The sequence below is a fragment of the Candidatus Binatia bacterium genome, assembly GCA_026415395.1.
In the GTDB taxonomy this organism is placed as follows: Bacteria; Desulfobacterota; Binatia; order HRBIN30; family HRBIN30; genus HRBIN30.
The window spans coordinates 311043-334226 of the sequence record JAOAHD010000002.1 but is presented as its reverse complement, the minus strand read 5'-3'; the positions used below and the strand labels follow the sequence as shown (position 1 = coordinate 334226).

Annotated in this window: 20 protein-coding genes and 1 tRNA gene; 9 read left to right on the top strand and 12 right to left on the bottom strand. The window is 62.9% G+C overall.

The annotated features are described in order from the left end of the window. Positions 1-112 precede the first annotated feature (112 nt). Positions 113-913, bottom strand: a complete 801-nt coding sequence (locus tag N3C12_01965; protein MCX8071206.1) for an alpha/beta fold hydrolase — start codon at positions 911-913, stop codon at positions 113-115. A 281-nt stretch (positions 914-1194) separates the two neighbouring features. On the opposite strand from N3C12_01965, the gene N3C12_01960 reads away from it, so the two are divergent. Then, a tRNA-Thr gene (locus N3C12_01960) sits at positions 1195-1267 on the top strand. Positions 1268-1307: 40 nt separating this feature from the next. On the opposite strand, the gene N3C12_01955 is transcribed toward N3C12_01960, so the two are convergent. Together N3C12_01955 and N3C12_01950 are read right to left on the bottom strand one after the other, a co-directional pair. After that, positions 1308-2756, bottom strand: a complete 1449-nt coding sequence (locus N3C12_01955; protein MCX8071205.1) for a DNA photolyase family protein — start codon at positions 2754-2756, stop codon at positions 1308-1310. Then, positions 2756-4768, bottom strand: a complete 2013-nt coding sequence (locus N3C12_01950) for a hypothetical protein (protein MCX8071204.1) — start codon at positions 4766-4768, stop codon at positions 2756-2758. The genes N3C12_01955 and N3C12_01950 overlap by 1 nt, the downstream gene beginning before the upstream one ends. A gap of 379 nt (positions 4769-5147) precedes the next feature. Here N3C12_01950 and N3C12_01945 point away from each other — a divergent pair, with 379 nt between their 5' ends. Continuing rightward, on the top strand, positions 5148-5447 hold the full coding sequence (locus N3C12_01945; GenBank protein ID MCX8071203.1) for a hypothetical protein: 300 nt from the start codon (positions 5148-5150) through the stop codon (positions 5445-5447). A 31-nt stretch (positions 5448-5478) separates the two neighbouring features. On the opposite strand, the gene coaE is transcribed toward N3C12_01945, so the two are convergent. The 4 genes from coaE to N3C12_01925 form a co-directional block, all read right to left on the bottom strand. Beyond that, complete coding sequence (gene coaE / locus N3C12_01940) at positions 5479-6072, bottom strand: dephospho-CoA kinase (GenBank protein ID MCX8071202.1); 594 nt, start codon at positions 6070-6072, stop codon at positions 5479-5481. 131 nt (positions 6073-6203) lie between these two features. Then, on the bottom strand, positions 6204-6581 hold the full coding sequence (locus N3C12_01935) for a hypothetical protein (protein ID MCX8071201.1): 378 nt from the start codon (positions 6579-6581) through the stop codon (positions 6204-6206). 162 nt (positions 6582-6743) lie between these two features. Then, a complete protein-coding gene (locus N3C12_01930) occupies positions 6744-7034 on the bottom strand; it encodes an HU family DNA-binding protein (protein ID MCX8071200.1) in 291 nt (96 codons plus the stop codon). A 272-nt stretch (positions 7035-7306) separates the two neighbouring features. Further along, entirely contained in the window at positions 7307-8620 is a 1314-nt protein-coding gene (locus N3C12_01925; GenBank protein MCX8071199.1) for an inositol-3-phosphate synthase, read from the bottom strand. A 101-nt stretch (positions 8621-8721) separates the two neighbouring features. On the opposite strand from N3C12_01925, the gene npdG reads away from it, so the two are divergent. The 3 genes from npdG (at position 8722) to N3C12_01910 (ending at position 11595) form a co-directional block, all read left to right on the top strand. After that, positions 8722-9396 (top strand): NADPH-dependent F420 reductase, encoded by a 675-nt coding sequence (npdG, locus tag N3C12_01920; protein MCX8071198.1) that lies wholly within the window; start codon positions 8722-8724, stop codon positions 9394-9396. Between the two features lie 20 nt (positions 9397-9416). Beyond that, the gene (locus N3C12_01915; protein ID MCX8071197.1) at positions 9417-10193 is read left to right on the top strand and encodes a DUF4412 domain-containing protein; all 777 of its coding nucleotides are present in this window, start codon (positions 9417-9419) and stop codon (positions 10191-10193) included. 253 nt (positions 10194-10446) lie between these two features. After that, positions 10447-11595: an amidohydrolase family protein gene (locus N3C12_01910; GenBank protein MCX8071196.1), complete on the top strand. Its 1149-nt coding sequence runs from the start codon at positions 10447-10449 to the stop codon at positions 11593-11595. A gap of 37 nt (positions 11596-11632) precedes the next feature. Here N3C12_01910 and N3C12_01905 read toward each other — a convergent pair whose 3' ends face one another. After that, positions 11633-12238, bottom strand: coding sequence for an MBL fold metallo-hydrolase (locus N3C12_01905; protein MCX8071195.1), 606 nt, complete (start codon positions 12236-12238; stop codon positions 11633-11635). A 4-nt stretch (positions 12239-12242) separates the two neighbouring features. Further along, a complete protein-coding gene (locus N3C12_01900; protein ID MCX8071194.1) occupies positions 12243-13442 on the bottom strand; it encodes an acyl-CoA dehydrogenase family protein in 1200 nt (399 codons plus the stop codon). A gap of 533 nt (positions 13443-13975) precedes the next feature. Between N3C12_01900 and N3C12_01895 the strand changes: the two genes are divergently transcribed. After that, positions 13976-14419, top strand: coding sequence for a hypothetical protein (locus N3C12_01895; GenBank protein MCX8071193.1), 444 nt, complete (start codon positions 13976-13978; stop codon positions 14417-14419). A gap of 18 nt (positions 14420-14437) precedes the next feature. Here the strand turns inward: N3C12_01895 and N3C12_01890 are convergent, their stop codons facing one another. After that, complete coding sequence (locus N3C12_01890; GenBank protein MCX8071192.1) at positions 14438-17527, bottom strand: dockerin type I domain-containing protein; 3090 nt, start codon at positions 17525-17527, stop codon at positions 14438-14440. Between N3C12_01890 and hisS the strand changes: the two genes are divergently transcribed. The 3 genes from hisS (at position 17508) to N3C12_01875 (ending at position 21266) form a co-directional block, all read left to right on the top strand. Next, positions 17508-18809, top strand: a complete 1302-nt coding sequence (gene hisS, locus N3C12_01885; GenBank protein MCX8071191.1) for a histidine--tRNA ligase — start codon at positions 17508-17510, stop codon at positions 18807-18809. The two genes, N3C12_01890 and hisS, sit on opposite strands and share 20 nt — an antisense overlap. A 26-nt stretch (positions 18810-18835) precedes the next feature. Next, positions 18836-20641 (top strand): aspartate--tRNA ligase, encoded by a 1806-nt coding sequence (aspS, locus tag N3C12_01880; GenBank protein ID MCX8071190.1) that lies wholly within the window; start codon positions 18836-18838, stop codon positions 20639-20641. A gap of 85 nt (positions 20642-20726) precedes the next feature. Then, entirely contained in the window at positions 20727-21266 is a 540-nt protein-coding gene (locus tag N3C12_01875; GenBank protein ID MCX8071189.1) for a penicillin-binding protein activator LpoB, read from the top strand. Between the two features lie 206 nt (positions 21267-21472). On the opposite strand, the gene N3C12_01870 is transcribed toward N3C12_01875, so the two are convergent. Next, positions 21473-22153: a hypothetical protein gene (locus N3C12_01870; GenBank protein MCX8071188.1), complete on the bottom strand. Its 681-nt coding sequence runs from the start codon at positions 22151-22153 to the stop codon at positions 21473-21475. Between the two features lie 137 nt (positions 22154-22290). Further along, positions 22291-23160 (bottom strand): MBL fold metallo-hydrolase, encoded by an 870-nt coding sequence (locus tag N3C12_01865; GenBank protein MCX8071187.1) that lies wholly within the window; start codon positions 23158-23160, stop codon positions 22291-22293. Positions 23161-23184 lie beyond the last annotated feature (24 nt).

Sequence of the window (23184 nt, the reverse complement as noted above, 5' to 3'; positions counted from 1 at the left end):
GGCCAGTGGATGCCGAGTTGCGATGAGTCACCGTGGGGGCGACGCATGGTTCGCCCCTGAGGCTGGGAGCGGCAGCGGTGAATGGCGAGTGGTGTGAGAGCGGCGGAACGCGTTACAGGGTCGCTAGAAAATCCAAGACCGCGCGATTGAATCCCTGTGGGTTCTCCGCGCTGGCGATGTGGCCTGCGCGCTCGATGACCGCAAGTTTTGCCCCAGGGATCGCCTTCGCCAAGAGCTCCGCCAGTGGCAACGGTGTCACCCGATCCTCCTTCCCCACCACCACGAGCGTCGGGCTCCGCAAGGTAGACAGCCGCTCGCCAGGATCGAAGCGGAACGTTGCCCGCGCTGCACGCAAGTACGCTTCGCGATCGTTCTTGGCCACTTGTTCGATGAAATATTCACGCATGGCCGGATCGACGGCGTCGGAAAACGCAGCGGTGATGCGCTCCCGGGCGATATCCGCCATGGATTGCTCCTCCATGCGCTGCAATGCTGCCTTTGCCATTTCACGCGCCGGCTCGGGCAAGCTCCCGAAGGTATCGGCCAGTACCAACGAGGCAACTACCAACGGGAAGTCGAAGGCCACCTGTTGAGCGACCACCCCACCCATGGACAGCCCGACAAAATGCGCCCGCTCAATGCCTAGGTGGCGCGTGAGACGGATGACGTCGCGCGCCATGTCGGCGGTCGTAAAGTCACCCCGCGCTGGCGTCGACAAGCCATGGCCGCGCAAATCCACAACGACCGTCGGATACTTCGCACTAAAAACCGGAATTTGGAACAGCCACAGCCGACGGTCGCCCCCCAATCCATGTAAGAACACCACCGGGGGTGGACCCGGTTTCCACGGCGGTGTGAAGTCGTACAGTTCGTAATACAGGGCAATGCCGTCACCCACGTCCACCTGAGGCATGAATCGTTCCCTCCGTTTCCGACCGGCAAGAGACCACAACGGACCCAAAGCGACAAGGGTGCTTCACGGGAAAACCCAGCACTTCACGCGCTGAATCCGAGCTGACCACTAACGAACGCGCCAGATGGCTAGCCGCATGGACGGCAAGACCAGGGCAACACTCCACCCGGACTCGCAGGTATTTGGTGCTGGATGCCTACCAACCTTCGGCGCCACACGCGCAAGAGCGACTGGACACAGCCGCGCAAATTCACTAGCAGGGCTGGGCTGTATCGTGGCAAGCTGGCGTAGCTCAGTCGGCAGAGCAACTGATTCGTAATCAGTAGGTCGGGAGTTCGACTCTCCCCGCCAGCTTTTTGCAACTCGCCCGGCGGGCTGAGCCTCAGCCACCCGCTCAAGTAGAGTGCCCTGCGGTATGGCTGCGGCGCCACTCTTCGAACGTGGCGAGAGCGCGCTTCCGGCTTTCGTCCGGGTCCACAAGCGGCTGCGGGTAGGTTTTCCCAAGAACCACCCCGGCTCGCGCGAGCACATCCCCCGGCGCCTGCCAAGGCCGGTGAATCCAACGATCCGGAAGGTGGCGAAGCTCCGGCACCCAATGCCGTACGTATGCACCCTCGCGGTCGTACGTTTCGCCCTGCCGCACTGGCTGAAACACCCGCCAATAAGGCGCCGCGTCTGCCCCGCAACCAGCCACCCACTGCCAGCCGAACGGGTTGTTCGCAGGGTCGGCATCGACCAACGTGTCCCAAAACCAACGCTCCCCCAAACGCCAATGGCACAGCAGGTTTTTGGTCAGCCACGATGCAACCACCATCCGGGCGCGATTGTGCATCCAACCCGTGGCCCAAAGCTCGCGCATGCCGGCATCCACCAGAGGAATGCCGGTGTTGCCCTGCCGCCAACGCTGCACCATCTCATCATTGGTCTCTTCCCGCCAGGGAAAGGTCTCGAACTGCGCCCGCAGGGGCCGGACGTGCAAATCTGGGTGTTCGACGAGCAACTGGTACGCAAACTCCCGCCACGCGAGTTGTCGCAAAAACGCAGCTTTGGCGGCAGCGTCGACCGTTGCCTGCCGCACCGCGTGCCACACCTGCGCGGGCGAAAGCTGGCCGTGCGCCAAATATGGCGAGAGACGCGAGGTGCCTTCAGCAGCGAGGAGGTCGCGGCGCAGAGCATACTCTCCCAATTGCTCGTGCACGAACCGTTCGAGCACTCGGTGCGCCCCGGCTTCCGAGGGCTGCCACACCTCGTAAAAACCGCGATCCCAAGGAATGCGGGGCAAAAAGTGCCACGCAGCAAGGTCATCACTGGCGGGCACGCTCGTCGGCGTCGCCCGAGCCCGTGGAGCGGGCAGCGGCGATGCTGGAACATAGTTCGCGAGCCAGCGCCAGAACGGGGTAAAGACTTGGTACCGGCGCTGCAACCCCCCGGCGAGTCCCACCGCGTCCTGCCACCAGCCGCCGGCATGCTCCTCAACCCAAATGCCATGGCAGCGAAGCTGGCTTGCCACGGCTGTATCCCGCTCCGCGACCGCTGGATCGTAACGGCGATTCCAAAACACGGCGTCCGCGGAGCTTGCCCGTACAACCTCTTCCACCGCCACCGCAGCCCGCTCCGCCCGCCGCAAGACGAGCGGCACACCGCACTGCGCAAGCTCGGCGCGCAAGCTCACCAACGCATGGTGCAGCCACCAACGTCGCGCTGCCCCTGGTGCCCGTTCCCCTTGCTCCCCCGGGGCCCACACGAACAAACCCACCACGGCGCCGCGCTCACACGCGGCCGACAACGCCGCGTGGTCGCGGACGCGCAAGTCGTTGTGAAACCACACAACGGTGGTGGGCATTACTCCGGGTCGCACGCTCCCGTGCAAAAATTTTCAATGAGTCCGCCGGGCCGAAAAAAGGCATCCACCTGCTGTTGAGCGCTGCGGAGCTCGCGCTGTCCTTCGTGGACCTCGTTGGGATCTGCGGGCGGGATCGGCAGAATTCCGGGAAATGGCTTCACATCGTAGCGGAACACGACCAACGCCGAGCCGTCCACCGGAAAGGGCACGGTAGGCAACAGCGGCACTGTATGCGCACTCGGCACGGCGAGCGGGATCCCGGCGGCACGGGCATGCAGCTCGGTGGCCAGATTTGGCACCTCCGCATCTCCCGTCCCCATGTGCATCAACACCCGTTTGGGTCGCGCCTGCGGGTACGGATTGCGGACCAAATGCGGGGCGTAGGTGAGCGGGTCGATGCGGTCGAAAATGGTTTGCAGGAGCGTGGTCATCTTCTGCTGATCCAACGGATCCGGAAACATGCCCTCAATGATCCCGAGGAACAAGCCAAAAGCCCGCGAGCGGAACATAATGAAGGTAAAGTCCGCCCCACCCACGCCCACGAGAGCGCGCTCGATGTCGGGCGAGAGCGCGAGGTACGTAGATCCCAAAATATGACCCTGGCTTAGGCCGACAAAGTAAAGTGCGCCTGGATCGGCCACCGGCCCGGCCCTGCCTTGCAACTCTGGGAGGGCAAAGATGCGCTCGCGCGCTGCCGCCAGCGCGAGGAAATTCACCATCGCCTGATGCACGCGGTCGGTAAAGCGAATCGCCAGGCTCGGGTCGTTCAACAGGTCGGCCGCCACCGTGGTCAGGTCGGCTTGCGACATCCCCCACCACTCCGTGCCGATGGCCACAAAGCCGTAGTCCTGAAGAAACTGCGGCAAATAACCAAACTCCATCTCAGCCACCGAGCCGAAAAAGCCGTGCCCGAATTGCAACAAACGCAGCGGAGCACTGGCCTCGTCGGCACGCCGCGGCACGAGAATCAAAAACGGCACCCGTACGGTTCCCTGCGCCACGGGCTTCCCACTCAGGTCGCGGCGGATACGAGCCCCCGGCCGAGAGCTTTCCATGTACAGCGGCACTTCGACGGTGGCCTCGATGCGGCGCGAGATCTCATCCCTTTCCGAGGTCCCTACTTTCGTCACTGTGACCTCAGGCGGTTGCTCGCGGAAGCGCTGCAAAGCATCCTCGCGCATGGCCAGCAGATCGGCGGTCACGTGCGTTTCCGACTCGACGGTAAAATCCCACGCCAGTTGCAACTCCCCCCGATCGATCCCGGCAGCGGCCAGAACCGGGAAGATGGCTTGCTCATAGTAGCGTGCTAACTGCGCCAGCGTTGCCTCGCTCACCCGGCGATCGCGGATTTGGCGAAAACCGTTTGGTGCCGGCAGCAACTGCCCGTTCGGTCCGACCAAGCGCCGCAGCGCGACCACGTAGCGATGTTCCGGCTCGAGGCGAACAAGGGGGCGCAACACAAGCGCACGGCGCGCGTCGCTGTGCGCGCGAGCATCCAGGTCGACCAAGTGTAAAATGCGCTCCCCTGTGGCCGCGTCGAGAATCAAGGTCGGGCTATCGCTCGCCAACGAGCGCAAAAGCAGCTGCGGGTTCGCGGGGTCGTACACGGCGAGGCCAGTGGTGTCCACTGCGTTCCCCAACAGGGCCAAAATTTGCGTCCCCATCGAGAAGCCATCGGCCACATGCACTCGTGCTGGGTTGAAGGGGCGATCGTGAATGTCGTGCGGCAGTGCGGAGTCGGGGATGTCCACTCGGCGACCGGAGGGGAGAGAGCTGTCCTGGACAGTGAACACGTTCGAGGGGAACGGGAGGAGGCAATCGAACTCTGCTGCCACCGGGTTGCACGCCGGAGGTGCGGTGAAGGGAAAGCCGAGGTCACCGCTGCCGGCGGCCGCGGGCTCGCCATCCGAGCCGCAACCCGACGCAACGAAGCTGACGACTGCAGCCACCACCGCACAATGAGCGATCCAATTGAACCAGCACTGCCTCCACTCGCGTCGTCTGTAATGCATGGCCGCGCGATGTACCCGAAGCGCGTGGGGGCCGCCAGTGGGGCGCGGGCGCGTTCCGTCGCGGCGCGCGTGCCTGTGCGGCAGGCATGCAGAGACCAGCGAGAGAATCTCCCTCTCCGCCACCGGGGGACAGGGAAACAGGGTGAAGGGCGCCGCCGCTCCACTGGGCACACTACCGCGATCAGGCACCACGGGCGACGCATGCGTCGCCCCTCCGCCACCACTCGCCGCTCGCCAGCCACCGCTGGACATTTTTGTGCAATTCAAGACCAGACCTCTGTACAAACGAGGTCGACTTGTGCAATGGAGGCGGGCACTGGTTGTTGGCGCAGCAGTGGCATCGGGGTTGCTGCGCGAGGAGTGGATGAGGAGGTGGACGATGGCGCGAGGTCCGTTGCAGCCAGTCGAGCCCAAACGGCGGGCTCTTGCTGCGGAGGAGTTGTTGATGTTGGCGGTGTTGGAGCAGGCTGTAGCTGACCTCGACCATCCTTGCCCCGCAATCCGCGCGGATGCCGACGCCTACATTTTTTCCTACGACCCGGACTACAGCATTTTCAGCTTCGACTCGGTGTGCCGCTACTTCAATTTGTCGCCGTCGGCAGTACGCCAAGCACTGAAAAATCGACCGCGCCGGCCGTTGCGGGGCAAGGGGCCGAGGTCGTTACGCCGAGCGGCGTAACTCGGCATTGCATGCGCAACCCCTAAGGCGTTCAGCAATCGCGCGCCAGGGCAACCTCGAGCTGTCTTCGCAGCTCGTCGAGCGACCCGGAGTTCTCGACGACCACGTGGGCGTATGCGCGCCGGACGTCGTCGCTCATTTGTGCGCGGCGACGCGCCTCGATATCGTCGGGTGCCATGGCCCGCTGCTGCTGCAACCGTTCCACAACCACATTTGCCGGAGCGGTGACAAGCCAGACTTGATCTACGAGCTCGTGCCAGCCGGCCTCGAGCAGCAACGCCGCTTCCAGCACAACGAGTGGTTTCTCTCCACGCGCCCGCAATGCTGCAAGACGGCGGCGGATTTCTTCCGTGACCAGCGGGTGCATGATGCGCTCCAGTCGTTGGCGCGCATTGGGATCGGCAAAAACAATAGCGGCGAGCTTTTTGCGGTCGATCTGTTCATCGGCACCGACGATTTCGCGACCAAATGCAGCCACCACCGCCTGCCACCCTGGGGTGCCGGGAGCGTACAACTCATGGGCAACCTTGTCGGCATCGATCACTGCCGCGCCCAGCTGCTGCAAAATCGCCGCAGCCGTGGACTTGCCACTCCCGATGCCGCCGGTAAGACCGATGACCTTCATGCTACTAGCTCGCCATTAAAAGGAGCGACCGAGCCCGACCAAGCACGGCACCCGTGTCTGCACCGGTGTGGAGACCGAGTGGAGCAAGGGTGCAACGAACGAGCGCGTGGAAGCGCTCAGGCGCGCGCCGGCTAGCGCGCACGCACGCGGCGACGAGGGAGCTTTTGGCTTTGCGCCCAAGACTGCGGGTCCGCAAGAGCCCGGGCGTGCCATTCCTCCACTTGTCGGCGCAAGTAAGCGGGATCGAACCCGAGGATCTCACAAATGTTTTCGAACGAGTACCACCACTGCCGATCTTGGTTGAAGATCCAATCGCGCGCTTCCAAAAACATTTGCCGACCGCGGTTGTCGCGAGCAAAGGCGTACTTCCGGTAACACTCCAGAGCATCTTGTAGCACGGCCAGCATCAGTCGCCGCTCCGGGTACGCTGCGCTGCCTTGCCGGAAGTTGGCGTAGAACTGCACCGGCACAAGTGCATCTGGTTCGAAAGGACCCTGAACTCGCTCCATAATGCGATCCCCCTCCGCGTTACGTCGTGCGTGGCTCCTCTGCCACAAACCGCGTTGTCTTAAAAGACGGGAGCGCCCCCTCTCGCTCGAAGCGACGCCCCCCTGGGATTCGACGACTTGTCCCCGCTGGTTGTGCGCACAAAAACAACCAAATCCTGGCGTTTACTTTTTCGGCTTGGCACCGAGAACAGACTCTTTGAAGCTCTTTGCGACGGAGAAGCGAACCTTTTTGCGAGCCGGAATTTTGATCGGCTCCCCGGTTTGCGGGTTCCGTCCGGTCCGCGCTTTGGTTTGCACCTTGCGGAAGGTCCCGAGCCCTGGGATCTTGACCGGGTCGCCCTTCTTGACTGTGTTCACCGTCACATCCACCAACGTTTGCAACACCGTGTCGGCCTGCTTCTTGGTGATCCCAGCGGCATCTGCGAGTTTCTGCACCAGTTGCGATTTGGTCATACTCTCACTCTCCTCTCCCCACGTTCAAAGTGTCTGCTTCCGAACCTCGCGCACAACCGGCGAGACAAAATAACGCCTGCCTTTGTGCAACGGAAAGCCGCGTCAAGTCAAGAAACCGGGGCGACTTTTTGTCTTTTTTCGGCAGAAAACTCTCTCCCCCCGCGGCGCAGCGCTAGATGGATCGACCCCAGAGGAAGCGCTGGCCCAGACCCCGCCGCGCGTGCAAGCCGCTGCGAGTGCGTGCTGGCAGAACCCGTGTGGGCTCTGCCAGGTCAGTCGTAGTACTCGAGCCCAAGGTGGGTGATGAGTTCCTCGCCGCGCAGGTAGCGCAGCGTGTTTTTGAGCTTCATCAACTGAATGAACAGGTCGTGCTCCGGATAAAGCCCCTCGGCTGTTTGCGGGCTCTTAAAGTAAAACGAGAGCCACTCCTGAATTCCACGCATGCCCGCACGTTGCGCCAAATCGAGGAACAGCGCCAAGTCGAGCACGAGCGGGGCAGCGAGGATCGAGTCGCGGCACAAGAAATTGATCTTGATCTGCATCGGATAGCCGAGCCAGCCGAAGATATCGATGTTGTCCCAACCCTCCTTGTTGTCGCCGCGCGGCGGGTAGTAATGGATGTGCACTTGGTGCACGTAGTCGCCGTAGAGATCCGGATACAGGTCCTTGCGCAGAATCACGTCGAGCACCGAAAGCTTGCTCTCTTCCTTGGTCTTGAATGCCGACGGCTCGTCGAGCACCTCCCCGTCGCGGTTGCCGAGGATGTTGGTGGAAAACCAGCCGGTCAGACCGAGGAGGCGCGCTTTAAGGCCTGGCGCTAGGATCGTCTTCATCAACGTTTGGCCGGTTTTGAAGTCCTTGCCGCAAATCGGCACTTTCTTCAGTTGCGCAAGTTCTACCAGCGCAGGAATGTCCACGGTGAGGTTGGGAGCACCGTTGGCAAAGGGAACCCCGCAACTGAGCGCAGCATACGCATAGATCATGCTCGGCGAGATGTCCGGATCGTTTTGCTCGAGACCTGCTTCGAATGCCGCCAAGGAAGCGTGTACGGCTCCGGGACGCAGGTAGCTTTCCGTGCTCCCGCACCACACCATCACCGCTCGCTTGAGCTCGCAACGGCGAAACGCAGCAAGGATGTCCGCCTTCACCTGCTCGGCCAACTCCCGCTTGTTGCGACCTGATTTCACGTGCGTGCCCCGCAGCCGGCGCACGTACTCTTGCTGGAACACACCGGGCAAGGGCTCGACTTGTTCTAACGTGGAGCGCACGGCTTCAAGGTGATGCTCGGCAAGCACGCCAGCGCGCTTCGCCGCCTGGTAGGCGTTGTCGGGGAAAATGTCCCACGCCACAAACCGCAAGTCGTCGAGACTCGCCAGCGGCACAAAGTCCCGAATTAGCGGCACGCGGTGCTCCGTGCGCTTGCCGAGCCGAATCGTGCCCATTTGCGTCAACGACCCAATCGGTTTGGCAAGCCCGCGCCGTACAAGCTCCACACCGGCGATGAAGGTGCTGCTAACCGCACCGAGCCCCACTAAGAAAACGCCGAGATTGCCCTCGGCGGGTCGAATCGGTTTCCCAGGATCCATACTAAGCTGTGTACAAAGGAAGTCGGTGGGCGGCAAGCACAGCGTGGTTTGCCTTGCCAGCACGCTGTGGTAGGCCGCACTTGCGGCAGAAAGGGTTTGCGATGGCACGAATTGGGTTGCTCGGTGGTACAGGACCGGAAGGAAAGGGTCTCGCGCTGCGGTTCGCCGCAATTGGTGAAGAGGTGCGCGTAGGTTCCCGCCAGAAGGAACGGGCTCAAGAAGTTGCTGCCAAGCTGCAAGAGAAGCTGCGCAGCCACCAGCTCGATGGCACGATTACCGGCGGGGAAAACGGCGAAGTGGCGGACTGGTGCGAAGCGGCCGTACTCACCTTCCCTTACGAGGGCGTGGAAACCTTGCTCCCGCCGTTACAGCCAGCATTGGCGGGGAAAATCGTGATGGACACCATCAATCCCATGGAACTCCGCGACGGAGTGTTTCACTTAATGCGCGTACCTGCAGGTTCCGCAGGGGAGCGCATTCAAGAGCTCTTGCCTGCCTCGCGTGTCGTGGCCTGCTTTAAAAATTCGAGTGCCAAGGAACTGATGGATTTGAACGAGGTGTTGCATGGCGACATCTTGTTGTGTGGCAACGTGCCCGAGGCGAATGCCTGGGTTGCGCAATTGGTACGCCGCATCCCCGAGCTTCGCGCGGTCGACGCCGGCATGCTTGCCAACGCCCATCACCTGGAGAGCATCACGACGCTGCTCATGAATCTCAACCGCCGCTACAAGGCGCTCACTTCCATCCAAATCTTGGGTTTGCCCAAAACCGTGTGAAACCGAGAGGAGACCAACCGATGGCAGCACAGGCTTGGCGCACCTGCGCCATCGCTGCACTCAGTGTGGCAGCAACGTGTTCGATCACTGGCATCGCGCTGGGGTCGGGTATGGCTTGGGAGGCGGAAATGACGACCGCCGGCAGCGAACCCCAGGTCGTGCGCGTCCTGACTGCCCCGCAGCGCTTCAAGATCCAACCGCGTGACGGCGGCACGGAATACCTCGTGCGCCTCGATCGTGGCGAAGTGTATTTCATCGATGCCAAAAAGCGCACCTACCAGAAAGTGCAGTTAACGGAACTGGAGCGCGCCGCCGCAAATGCGCGGGAGCACATGCAGTTGGCACTGAAGCACATGCAAAAGGAGTTAGAGTCGCTTCCGCCAGAGCAGCGCCGATTGCTCGAACACATGGTGGGCGAACGCCAAGCAGCCGCAACCAAAGCCAAGGTACGCAAGACCGGGAAAACAAAAACCATAGCCGGCTACCGATGCAGCGAATACGTCGCCGAAGCGGAGGGCAAAACGTTGCTCACGGCTTGCACGACCGATCAAATTCCCGCCTTTCGCGAGCTGCGGAAGGACTGGCTGACGGCTCAACAGCGGCTGGGGAAACTGAATCCGTTTGGTGGCCGAAACCTGCAAGAGACTTACGGGGAAATTCCTGGGTTTCCTTTGGAGACCGAAATGGGTGGCGTTCGCGCTGTAGTGACCAAGGTGGACACCACGGCGCCGCCAGAAACCGAGTTCGAAGTGCCGCAGGGCTTCGAGCTGCGCCCAGGCCCACCGCTTCCTCGCTAACTCGCACCAGCCACGAGTTGGTCGCTAACAAGACCTTTCCCCGCGGAGGGGACGCTGCCGCACCAAACGAGCACGCTCGTGCGCTGTCGTGGCACCGACGACGCATGCGTCGCCCCTACGATTCATTGGCCATTCAGGATTCACCATTCCCGGTTCACGCCAGCCACCACTCGCCACTCGCTGCTCGCTACTCGCCGGTTCCAGTGTCAGCGAGGTTTGACGCGGTTCTCTGCTTTGCGGTAGGCGAAGTGCCATGGAGTTCGTCGTGGATGCTGACGGCCATGTGCTCGAGCCGCCTGACCTGTGGCCGCGCTATATCGATCCTCCCTTCCGTGACCGGGCAATTCGTATCCGGCGCGGAGAAGACGGCAGAGACCTCCTCGAAATCGACGGTCGCCCGGCTCGGCTGACGACTCCGGAGATGCTCGGCGGTATCGGCGGCATGGGACTCTCGCTCGCCGAGCTCGCCGAAGCAGCAACCTCGGGCCGCTACCTCGCGTACGCCCCCGCGGCCGCTTACGATGCCAAAGCACGCCTTGCCTTGCTCGATGCGCAGGGGGTCACGCATGCGGTTCTCTATCCCACGCTCGGTCTGCAGTGGGAAGCGGAGGTGGCCGACCCCATGTACGCGTTGGCGCACTGCCGGGCGTACAACCGTTGGATCGAAGACTTTTGCGCCGACTCCGGCGGGCGGTTGATTCCGATTGCCCATTTGAGCCTCGGCGACGCCCATGCAGCCGCGGCGGAACTCCGCCGTGCGGTGGCCAACGGCGCTCGCGGCGGTTTCCTTTTGCCGTTCACCTTGGATGGCCTTCCCCACGGGCATCCCGACCACGACCCGCTTTGGCAAGCGGCTCAGGAGCTTGACGTGCCGATTGCCATTCACACCGGAGTGGATCCGCCAGCGCGAAGCTTGCACCACCGCTTCGACCACGTGTCGTGGCCCGAGGCCATTCCGGCGCAAATCTGGTACTTGCAGATGCTGTTCCCGCAAGCAGTGCAGCAGGCATTTTCCACGTTTTTCCAGTTCGCCACCTTCGACCGCTTTCCACAACTCAAGATTGTCGTGCTCGAGTCGGGCGCCGGTTGGCTACCGTATTGGATGGAGCGGATGGACGCTCTGTACAGCGGGTCGCTGCGAATCACCATGCCGCTGCAGGACCTACCGAGCAACTATGTTCGGCGGCAGTGTTGGATTGCGGCGGACCCTGACGAGAGCTTTTTGCCGGCAGCAGTTGCCGCCGTGGGTGCCGACCGGTTTTTGTGGGCGAGCGATTTCCCACACAGCGATCACGCCGGTGACTACATGGAAGAGCTTGCGGAACTGTGCGCACAGCTTCCACCGGCAGCGGCGCGCGCGGTGCGGGGTGGTAATGCCGCTACGCTCTATCGCCTGGCGTAATCCGCTGGCCTGCGCACTACCGCAATCCGTTGCCACGTTACCACTGCAAGCTCTCCCATAGCTCTCGCAAACGGGCGTGCCCATCGCGGAACACGGGCCAGCCGTCGCCCACGAGCACGGCCTCGATTCCGGGAAGCGCGACGAGCCGCTCCACTGAGGCGCGCGCCGCTACTCGGTCGGCAAGCTTGGTCTCAGGCAGCAAGCACAACCACCCAGCGCGGTGGCAGCGCAACAGGTCACCGGTAATTAGGGTTTCCGGGTCGAGTAACAAGGCGAGTTCGCCCGGCGTCTTCGAGCCGTGCAACTCGAGCACGCGCAAGCCAGGTACGACCTCGTCGCCGTCGCCAAGCCAGCGCTGGCAGGAAATCGGAAACGTGTCACGCTCCGCTCGCGGGCCGGCAACCTGCGCACCGGTCAAAGCGACGAGTTCAGCGGTTGCGCGCACATGGTCGGAATTCGTCACGACCACCCAGGCAACACCACCCAGCCGCGCGAGGTGGGCTCGATCATGAGCACTGAGCGGTAAGGGATCGATGGCAACATTCCCTCCCGCACGCACCCACAGGACGGAATGGAAGTCGAGGTCGCGCTCTTCGTTGAACTGGGACCAGCAAAACAAGTCGTCGCGATGGAGCTGTTTCATGAACTCACTCGTGCTCCGCCAGTTCGAGCTTGGCAATTTGATTGCGGTGCACTTCGTCGGGACCGTCGGCAATCCGCAAGGTGCGGGCGCCCGCGTAAGCGTAAGCTAGACCAAAGTCGTCGCACACACCGGCTGCCCCGTGCGCTTGAATGGCCCAGTCGATTACCCGCAAGGCCATGTTCGGCGCCGCCACTTTGATCATGGCAATTTCCTTCCGTGCGGCCTTATTGCCCACAGTATCCATCATATAAGCCGCTTTGAACACCAACAAACGTGCCTGCTCGATGCGAATGCGGGCTTCAGCAATCCGTTCCAGCGTGACGGTTTGCTCCGCTAAGGGTTTGCCGAAGGCCACCCGGCGCTTGACTCGTTTGCACATGGCATCGAGTGCCCGCTCTGCCAGGCCAATGAGCCGCATGCAGTGGTGGATGCGACCGGGGCCCAACCGCCCTTGGGCGATTTCGAAGCCGCGGCCCTCGCCGAGTAAAATATTGCTCACCGGCACGCGCACATCCTCGAAGAGCACTTCCCCGTGGCCGTGCGGGGCATCGTCGTAGCCGAACACCGGCAAGTGGCGCACGATCTTCACCCCCGGTGTGTCGCGCGGCACCAAAATTTGCGATTGTTGCTGATGGCGAGGCGCATCGGGATTGGTTTTTCCCATCACGATGATGAGCTTGCAGTGGGGGTGGAGAATGCCCGATGTCCACCACTTGCGTCCGTTGATGACGTAAAAATCACCATCGCGCCGAATGCTGCACTGAATGTTCGTGGCGTCCGACGAAGCCACGTCCGGCTCGGTCATGGCAAAGGCTGAGCGGATCTCGCCCGCCAGCAGCAGCTCGAGCCACTGCTGTTGCTGCTCGGGCGTACCGTACCGGTCGAGGATTTCCATGTTGCCGGTGTCCGGTGCAGCACAGTTGAAAACCTCGGGGGCGATGTGTGAGCGCCCCATGATTTCACACAAGGGCGCGTATTCGAGATTGGTCAGCCCCGCCCCACGAGGGCTATGCGACAGAAACAAATTCCACAAACCAGCCGCTCGTGCCTTAGCCTTGAGTTCCTCCATGATCGGCGGCTGTGCCCACCGGTTCTCTTGCAACTGCTGGTGGTAAATGGGCTCGGCTGGGTAAACGTAGTCCTCCATGAACTGTTGGAGCTTGCGCTGTAGCTCCTGTACTTTGGGCGAAAACGAGAAGTCCATCGTTGCTCCTTTGCACACGAAACTTTGGCATTTGGCAGCCGTGCTGCTCCCTTACATGCAGCCACCACTCCGTTGAAGCAAGCACGTGCCCACGGTGCCACGGCGCAGGAGCGTACTCGTTCGGGTGGATGGCGCCCCGTCACCCCGCTTCCCTTTCCCGTACCGCGGGAGAGGAAGGATTTTTGTTAGCCACAGACATCGTCACCAAATGGCACTCGCGCAGCGATAAGCAGACACCCTCGCCCGCCGCAGGGGGAGAGGGTGCGGCGTTAGCCGCGGGTGAGGGGGCGCAAGTGGCGAGTAGCGAGTGATGTGGGCCGGAGAATGGCGAACAGCGAATGGACAATACGCCGATTGGCGGATGCTGTTGCCACCAGTGCCCCGCGCCTGACCGTCTTGGTAAGCGGCACCAACGCGTGCGTAGGGGCGACGCATGCGTTGCCCTTAGGGCTGGGTGGGGCCGTGGCAGCGACAGCAAGTGCGTTGTTCAGGCAATGCCGTGCTGATACAAGCCCCGCACGGAGTCGGCGGACATGCAGCGGAAACTTCTCCTAGCGATTGGCTGGTTGTCGGGTGTGGTCGTGGTGGCGACAGCAGTGGCGGGCACGCGCCTCGGCCCTCCCCCGGTGGTGTGGAACCTTGGGCCGTTCGAGCCTACGCCTGCACCCACCCCTGCGCCCGCGCAGAAAAAGCGGCTGATTACCACGCTCACGCTGCAAAACAGCGCAGCCGGGGACACGGTGGTAACCTTCGAGGCAACCGAGGTGGCCGAGGATAAAGACGGCAAGGTTCGCACCTTGGCCTCGAAGCAATACTCGCTCGCCGAAGCGGAAGAGAAGCCTGAGTTGCGTCCGCTCGCGCTCAAGATTCTCGAGCAACTGCGCGCGCTCGAAGGGGATTTATTGGAGTTCGTGGAGAAATCGGGTCCGCCAAAACCGCGTGCGCCGATCTCTGGCGGCGGGACGCGCCCGCGCTGAGCTGGATTTGCTGAGCGCTTAGCGTCGGCCAAGAGCGTCCAGCAGTTGCAGCAGCCCGGTGACGTCCGCTGCCGTCACTCGCCCGTCACGGTTCACGTCAGCCTCAGGCACTTCGGGAACCTCGCCGAACAACACCGCCAGCAGGTACAAAAGATCGTCTGCATTCACCACGCCATTCCCATCGGTGTCGCCGACGAGGTAAAGCGCGGTTGGCGTGGAGCTTGGCGTTCGCGTAGGGGTGCGGGTGCGAGTGGGTGTCGGTGTTCGCGTGGCGGGGCGCGTGAAGGTCGGTGTAGGGGTGCCGGTGGGGGTAACCGTGGGTGCGGGCGTGAGTGCGCTACCTTGGAAGAACGGCGCGTAACGAAGCAAATTGGTCATCGCTGCTCCGGCGGAGCGTGGCCGCCCGTCCCAACAAAACGCCACACTGCTGACAATCACTCGGCCGTTCCCATAAACGTATTCGGCCAGGCTTGGTCCGTCAGCGTTTTGCAGCAGCACGGTTGCGTTTGCCGGTAGGTTGGTCAGCACGCCTTCGTCTGTGCTGCCCCAGCCTTGAAAGTCGCTCTCGCTGAGGGCCACGCCCCCGAAGCCCTGCCCGACGAAATACGGATGAGTCGGTGAAACAATGGTTTCAGCGTCGTGGGGGAATGTGCGCTGAAACCCAACGCCTCCCGGGGCAACGTTGTTCTGGTCGTTAAAGCGGCCGGCCACGTGAATAACCGCCACACCGCCATCAGCAACGAAACGCTCGATCATTCCACCAGGTGCGACCAAACGTTGCAGCACGGCGTAGTCGTCGAGGCTGAGGTCGGGCGCCACGTAGATCGTTTGGAAGAGCTGCCGCTGGAAGAGTGGGTCCATCGTCTCGATTTGGGCAAGACTCGTGACCGCAGAATCAAAACCAAGCGCGGTGGCCAGGTCGAAGATGCAGGAGAACTGATTGTTCCCCGAGCCGAACAAGAAGGGGATGCGCGGCTCCGGGGTTGGCGTCGCTGTCGGTGGTGAGCCCGTGACTGTCGGCGAGGCTGTGTTTGTTGCCGTGGACGAAGGTGTCGCGCTGAGCGTCGGCGTGTTGCTGGGAAGCGGGCTACTCGTGATGGTGGGAGTGCGAGTGGCAGTACGTGTGTACGTTGGCGTCGATGAAGGAACTGGAGTGCTGGTGGCGCTTGCCGTAAACGTCGCCGAGGGCGTGGTGGTGGCCGTGAGCGTTGTCGTGCGCGAAGGCGTGGCGGTTACCGTCCGGCTGGGCGTTGCCGTCGCTGTGAAGCTGGGGGTTGGAGACGACGAAGGTGTGTAGGTCACCGTAAACGTCGGCGTCACCGTAGCCGTCGGGCTGGGGGTTTCGGTCGGCGTCACCGAGGGGGTGGGCGTTGGCGACCAAGTCGGCGTGATCGTGGGTGTGAGCGTGAATGTCGGCGCGGTGGTAAAACTCAGGGTCGGCGAAGGTGTAAAGGTTAGTGTGAAGGTGGGTGAGGCCGAAGGAGTCGGCGTACTCGTTGGTGTCGGGCTGGGCACCTCCCAGCAAACCTCCACCCAAACGCTGGTTGTGCGCACCACATCGTTGCTACCCACCTGGTGCGCTACTCCTGCTTGCATGCGGTTGATATCTGCCCAGGTCCACTCCGCGCCAAAGGCAGGGTTCAAGCATGGGGGCGGCCCCGGCGTCGGGGCGATGCGCTGACAAAAACGATTCGAGTAGTCGGTGTACTGGGTAGTGAGCACACGTGCCGGCCCTTCGAAGATGGTGCTCGTGCCACCGCGCAACAAAGGAGCGGTGGTACTGCGAGGGCTGCCATTCAGCGAGCGGGAGACCACGTGTACGTCGACAGAAACAATGCGTTCGCTGCGCGGCGTGACATCTTCGATGTTGTACATGTCGATCCGCGGGCCGAGCGCCGCCGTGTCCTGATTGAAGAACACATACGTGGCATCGCCATCATTGCCGCCCACGCATTGCCAATTTTGGCTGCAGTTGAAGGCGAAGTTTGCCGGGGCTTCAGCCGGCCCACTCGGAGCCAGGGCGAGGCAGTTGGGACCGGATGTGGGGAATGCCACCGGTGTGTTCGTGGGCGTCGGCGTAATCGTCGGCGTCGGCGTAATTGTGGGGGTGAAGGTGACACACGCGCCCCCGACACACTGCGCGCCGTAAATCGGCGTGGCGCCTGGCGGGCAGGCTGCGCTCACGGGCACACCGCAAAACAGTTGCGAGCCCGAGGAAACAAGCTGGCAGCAGTCGTTGGCTCCGAGCGTGGGCGTGGATGTGGGGGTCAGCGTTGGCGTCCGGGTCAGGGTCGGCGTAGCGGTCGTGGTCGGGGTTTCGGTAGGAGTGAACGTCGGCGTAAACGTGGCGCAAGCGCCACTGTCGAGGCAGGTGGCGCCGTAAACAATCACGCCCGGGCCGCAGTCGTTGTTTTGCGGTGCCGCACAAGCGAGTTGACCCACCAGCACAACCTGGCAGCAATCACGCTCCCCGGGGGTCATCGTAGGCGTCGGCGTAATCGTCGGCGTGGCCGTAACCGTGGGTGTTTGGGTGACGGTCGGGGTCAGCGTCCGTGTAGGTGTGAGGGTGTTCGTCGCCGTGGGCGTGCGCGTGGGCGTGCGCGTAGGGGTTTGGGTCACGGTTGCCGTAGGCGTCAGCGTGGGGGTGGCCGTCGGCACCGGAGTGTTCGTCGGAGTAAACGACGGCGTGGCGCTCGGTGTCGGCGTGGGCGTGGACGTCGATGTAAACGTGGGCGTCGGGGTGGCAGTGAACAGGACGCAGGTGCCTTGCACACAGTCGGCGTTCGGCACCGGGTCGCATCCGAGCCCACAGTTCCCTTGCGGATCGGACATTCCACAAAAGGAAAACACTTCGTTGTTCTCGTTGGTGAACACACAGAGGCAACACACGGGCTCTGCCCCTGCCGCGTGCGCTCCCACGAGAAGCGCGATCCACACCATCCACAGCCAACGAAACGCGGCACCGGATACGGTGCGGTGCCAAAACCGACGTGTGAGCTTGCCGTTGTGCTCCACGGGCGTGGACCGTTCGTTGACTTGCAGAAAACCCTCTGTTACCGAGCGGCACCCTGCAGCGCAAGGTCCCAAAATGAAAATCGCTTCCGTCAAGGGGTTCCACGACATCCTGCCGGGAGAGAGCGCGCGCTGGTCATGGGTGGAAGATCGTGCCCGCGACGTGTTTGCCCGCTACCACTTTCGCGAAATCCGCATCCCGATCCTGGAGCGCACGGAGCTCTTTACGCGTTCCATCGGCGACACCACGGACATTGTTGAAAAAGAGATGTACACGTTCGTGGATCGGGACGGCACCTCACTGACCTTGCGGCCGGAAGGCACGGCCGGTGTGGTGCGCGCTTACGTGGAGCACGCGCTATGGCAGCAAGAGCCGGTGTCGAAGCTCTACTACTTTGGGCCGATGTTCCGCCGCGAGCGGCCGCAAAAAGGCCGGTTGCGACAGTTCCACCAAGTGGGCGTGGAGGTGCTTGGCCGTGAAGATCCTGCCATCGACGCCGAAGTGCTTGCCCTGCTCCACGACCTGCTCGCGGCTTGCGAACTCCGGCGCTTTACCATCGAGGTGAACTCGCTCGGCGACGCCGCTTGCCGGCCCGCTTACCGCGAAGCTGTGCGAGCCTTCGGCGAGGCGCACCGCAGCGAGCTATGCGAGAACTGTCAGCGCCGCCTCGAGCGCAACCCGCTACGCCTCTTGGACTGTAAGGTCGCCACTTGCGCCGCGCTGATGGCGCAGGCGCCGGTGATGGAGGATTTTTGGTGCCCGGGCTGCCGGGAGCACTTCGAAGCAGTACGTCGTTACCTCGATCGGTTGCACATTCCTTACGAGCTCGCCCCCCAGATCGTACGCGGGCTGGACTACTACGTGCGAACAGCTTTCGAGGTCAAAGCCGAGGGCCTAGGTGCGCAAAATGCCGTGGGCGGCGGGGGCCGGTACGATGGCTTGGTCAAAAGCCTCGATGGGCCCGACGTGCCTGGCATCGGCTTTGCGCTTGGCCTCGAGCGGGTGCTGCTGGCCTCGGCTTTGGCCATCGACGAGCAACTGGCCGCACCGCTGGAAGTTTTCTTGGCACCGCTCGACGCCGAGGCGGAACAACACGTGCTCGCACTGGCACATCGCTGGCGCTCGCAAGGGCTCAAGGCTGAAGTGGGGTCGGCGGCGCGGAGCCTGAAGAGCCAAATGCGGCAAGCGGACAAGTGTGGTGCGCCGTTTGTGCTCATCGTGGGAGGAACGGAACTCGAAGCCGGGGCAGCCACGGTGCGCGATATGTTGCGCAAACGTGACTATCGCCACGCCGTGAGCTTCGGGTGGACGGTGCCGGAGGTGCGTGCTTACTTGGCTTCGCTGGGCGAGCAGCCCACGGCGCCCGCCCAAGGCTGAAACGCGAGAATTGGTACGGTGACCTCATGCACGAACAGGAACAGCTCACTGAGATAGGCCTGGCCGGGTTGGGCGACTGGACCCGGTCGCACTACTGCGGGACCCTGCGCGCCGAGCACGCCGGGCAAACCCTGACGTTGATGGGCTGGGTGGATGCGCGGCGCGATCATGGAGGGCTGGTGTTCGTCGACTTGCGCGACCGCACCGGCGTGGTGCAGGTGGTGTTCGACCCCGCACGCGGCCCGCAAGCATTTGCCATTGCCGAGGCGCTGCGCACCGAGTCGGTCGTCGCGGTGCGGGGAGTGCTGGCCAAACGCACGGCGGAAACCGCCAACCCCAACATTGCCACAGGAGAAGTGGAACTCGTAGCTAGTGAAGCTCGGTTGTTGAACCGCTCCCGCCCTTTGCCGTTTGCGTTGGATGCCGCGGGCGAGGTCGCGGAGGCGACCCGGCTCAAATACCGTTACCTCGATTTGCGCCGGCCGGAGATGCAGCAGCGCTTCCTGTTTCGCCACCGCTTAGCGAAAGCCGTACGGGATTACCTGGACAGCGAAGGCTTCGTCGAACTCGAGACGCCGTTCCTCACCCGCAGCACGCCGGAGGGCGCGCGCGACTACTTGGTGCCGAGCCGGGTGAACCCCGGAAAGTTTTACGCTTTGCCGCAGTCTCCCCAGCTCTTCAAGCAACTGTTCATGGTTTCAGGGTTCGACCGGTATTTTCAGATTGTCCGCTGTTTTCGCGACGAAGACTTGCGTGCCGATCGCCAGCCGGAGTTTACGCAAATCGACTTGGAAATGTCGTTCGTGCGGCCCGAAGATGTGATGCGCATCACCGAAGGGATTTTGGGCACCGCGTGCAGCCTGGCGGGCGTGGATTTTCCTGCCAGGGTGCGCCGGCTCACTTACGACGAAGCTGTAGCGCGCTATGGCATCGATCGCCCTGACTTGCGCTTCGGCCTGGAGCTCACCGATGTCTCGGCGGCACTGCGCACCAGCGAATTCAAGGTGTTCCGCGCCGCGTTGGAAGCGGGCGGGATCGTCAAGGTGCTGCGCTTGCCCGACGGGGACCGGTTGTCGCGGCGCGAACTCTATGGCTTGCCGGAAATCGTCGCCCCGTTTGGTGCCAAAGGCGTCGCGTGGGTGCGCCTGCAAAGCGACGGCTGGCAATCTCCCATCGCCAAGTTCCTGTCCGCCGCAGAGAAAGCAGCCATCGAGCAAGCCTGCGGTGCGAGCGTTGGGGATTTGCTGCTGTTCGTGGCCGACCACCCCAAAGTGGTCAACGATTCTCTGGCGCACTTGCGCTTGCACCTTGCCCATCAGCTCGACTTGATCCCCGCCAATCGCTGGGAGTTTGTTTGGGTGACCGACTTTCCGCTCGTCGAGTGGGACGAGGAGGAGAGGCGTTACGTGGCCGTGCACCATCCATTTACGTCGCCCCGCGAGCAGGACTGGGAGCGCTTGGAGTCGGACCCGGCGAGCGTGAAAGCGCTGGCGTACGACATCGTGCTCAACGGTACGGAACTTGGGGGCGGCAGCATTCGAATTCACCGGCCGGACATCCAGCAACGCGTGTTCCGTTTGCTCGGCATCAGCGAGGAAGAAGCCCGGCAGAAGTTCGGCTTCTTGCTCGACGCGTTGGCTTACGGTGCGCCGCCTCACGGCGGCATTGCCCTGGGATTCGACCGCCTGGTGATGTTGCTTTCTGGTGCGCAGTCACTCCGCGATGTGATTGCCTTTCCTAAGACACAAAAGGCCGTGTGCCTGCTGACCGATGCCCCGAGCGAAGTCGAGCCCAAGCAGTTGCGGGAACTGGGCATCAAACTGACGGTTTGAGCGTATGGATGGCCGCCGGCGCCGCTCTGTGAGAACCATCTGCACCGCCGCAGTGTGCATAGCCTTCTTCGGGGGATGCGCGAGGTTGCGTTCGGCTCCGCCCCTGGAGGAGCCGGTAGAGCTGATTGCCGTGCTGCCGTTGGAACGCGCCGAGGCGGACCATGTGCGCCTCCCCGAAGGTGCGGAGCAAACAGTCACCGCGCAGATTTACGCCGTGCTCGCGGAAAATCCCCGCTTTCGTTTTGTCCCGGACCTCGCCGTGATCGAGGCGCTGCGCAAGGTGGACCGGAAACTTCCCGTCGAGCAACGCGCCGTCGCCTTAGGGCGAGCGGTGGGCGCCGATGCGGTGCTGTACGGCACGGTGGAGCGCTTCGTCGAACGGGAGGGCGGACCGTACGGTGCGAAGAAGCCCGCCAGTGTGTCGTTCGGACTAGCGCTGGTCTCCGTGAAATCGGGCCAGGTGCTGTGGCAAAGCCGCTTCGATCAAACCCAACAGCCGCTGACAGCGAACTTGTTCAACTGGTGGATGTTTTGGCGTGCTGGTCCGCGTTGGTTCAGTGCTGAGGAACTCGCTCGCTTGGGCGCGGAGCGCTTGCTCGACGATCTAGGCCGCCGCCTGCGCTAGTCGGCGGTTAGCCGTTCAAGCCCAAGCCAGCCGGGCCCTCGCTGCAATCGCCTCCGCAGCGGCGCGACCCTGGCAACAAGCGCGGCTAAAGACCTCGTCCGCGTTTTGGTCAATTGGGCCGGGCGACGGTCGACCCCGGAGTGCTTGAACACTTCGAAGGATCACGGCGAAGCCGCGGCATCCAGTCGGGTCCTCTTGCTGTGTCGCTACGGAGCACGAGCGGTATTTCCGCCTGCACAGGGCACCACGACCGTTCGCGGCAGCGGCAGAGTCGAGAAATCGATGACCCGGAGCACTTGACCAGTCTCATCAGCCACAGTACCGACCGCACGCAAGGTCTCCACCGTGAGTGTACCGCAGGCTTGTCGCCCGTGGCCGTTGCATGCATCCTCAACCGGAAGAGCCAGGATCAATTCCCCAGTGGCACCGAGTACCGCCCCGCCTTCCACTTTAACGCGGCAACCTTGGAACTCGGTTCGCACCACGGTGCGGTGCTCACCGGGGCGACACGCCGGCCGCAGCGCGCCACCCTCTGGGCAGCGATGCAGCGTGCCCGCAGCCGTGCCAGCGTGGAGCGAGTACTCAGCCAGGGTGCGGAGCAGGCGTTCCTCCCAAGTGCCGTCACCGTCCTCGTCGCCAGTACCCAGCAGCACCGCTGGGGGTGCGGGTGAAGCGACCACGGGTGCTGCAGAAGGTAGGCCAGGGTCGGCCAGGAGTAACCTTGGACTCGCGGCGAAAATGGCCAAGGCCGGCAGGCAAATTCCGAAACAGACCCACTGCAGACCCAGGATTGCACGGGAAGGCAAACTCCCCCATTCGCTCGCAGAGATTGCAGCGTTCCCCTGCTGTCGATCAGCGAAGAGCGTTGTGAGCCGGAAGGAATGCATGGCGACCTTTCTAAATGCCAATCGAGTGCCAGCGACGCTTGCCAGCGAGACCTGCGCGTTCGGGCGTCGCCGACCGGCGGCGCAGCGGTAGAGGGCTGACGGTTGCACGCGCGATGCGGACCGGAGCGCAGACAAGGCTACTTCACCTCTATTTCCATGCCCTCCCGCGCAATCACGCTAGCGCGGAACAAACGGCGGGCATCACGATCGAGGGCGCGCATTGTGGCATCGTCGTGACTCGGGTCGTGATGGTACAGAACGAGCCGCCGCACGCCGGCTAAGCGCGCCGCCTCACAAGCCATGGCCACCGTACTGTGACCCCAGCCCACACGGCTGCGCAGGGCGTCGCGGTATTCCTCGTCGGTGTACTGGGCGTCGTGTACGAGAACATCGGCACCACGGGCGAGCGTGACCACGTCTTCCAGTCCGCCCCGTGCGCTTTCGATGTCGGTGGCGTATACGACTCTATTCCCCGCGCACTCCACGCGATAGAGGCCGACGCCCAGTTTTGGGTGCGCTCGGCTCACAAATAGGCGCACTTTCACCGCAGGCTTGGTGCCGAGGCGTACCTCTTGCCCGTGATGCAGCGAGTGCAGTTTGACGACGCCGGATAACTCGTGAAGGGCCACAGGAAAAAATGGCGGCGCCATGCTTAACGACAATGCCTGCTCGACCCGCGCACCGGGCAAGGCCGGGCCGTAAACCACCGTGCGCCAGTTGGGGTGGTACGCTGGTTGAAAAAACCTCAGTCCCTCGATGTGATCGTGATGGTAGTGGCTGAGAAACACGTGCACCGTGCCACGCGTGCGCTCCTTGACGAGCCGCTGCCCCAGGGCAATGAGGCCAGTGCCAGCGTCGAACGCGAGCGAAACCCCGCCCGCCTCGACCTCCATGCACACCGAATTGCCGCCGATACGAGCAGTGCTGGCCCCCGGAGTCGGATAGCTTCCCCGCACTCCCCAAAAACGCAGCTTGAGCTGCGCGCTCCGCTCAACATCCGACCCCATGCGTTTATGCAGCCGCGTAACAAC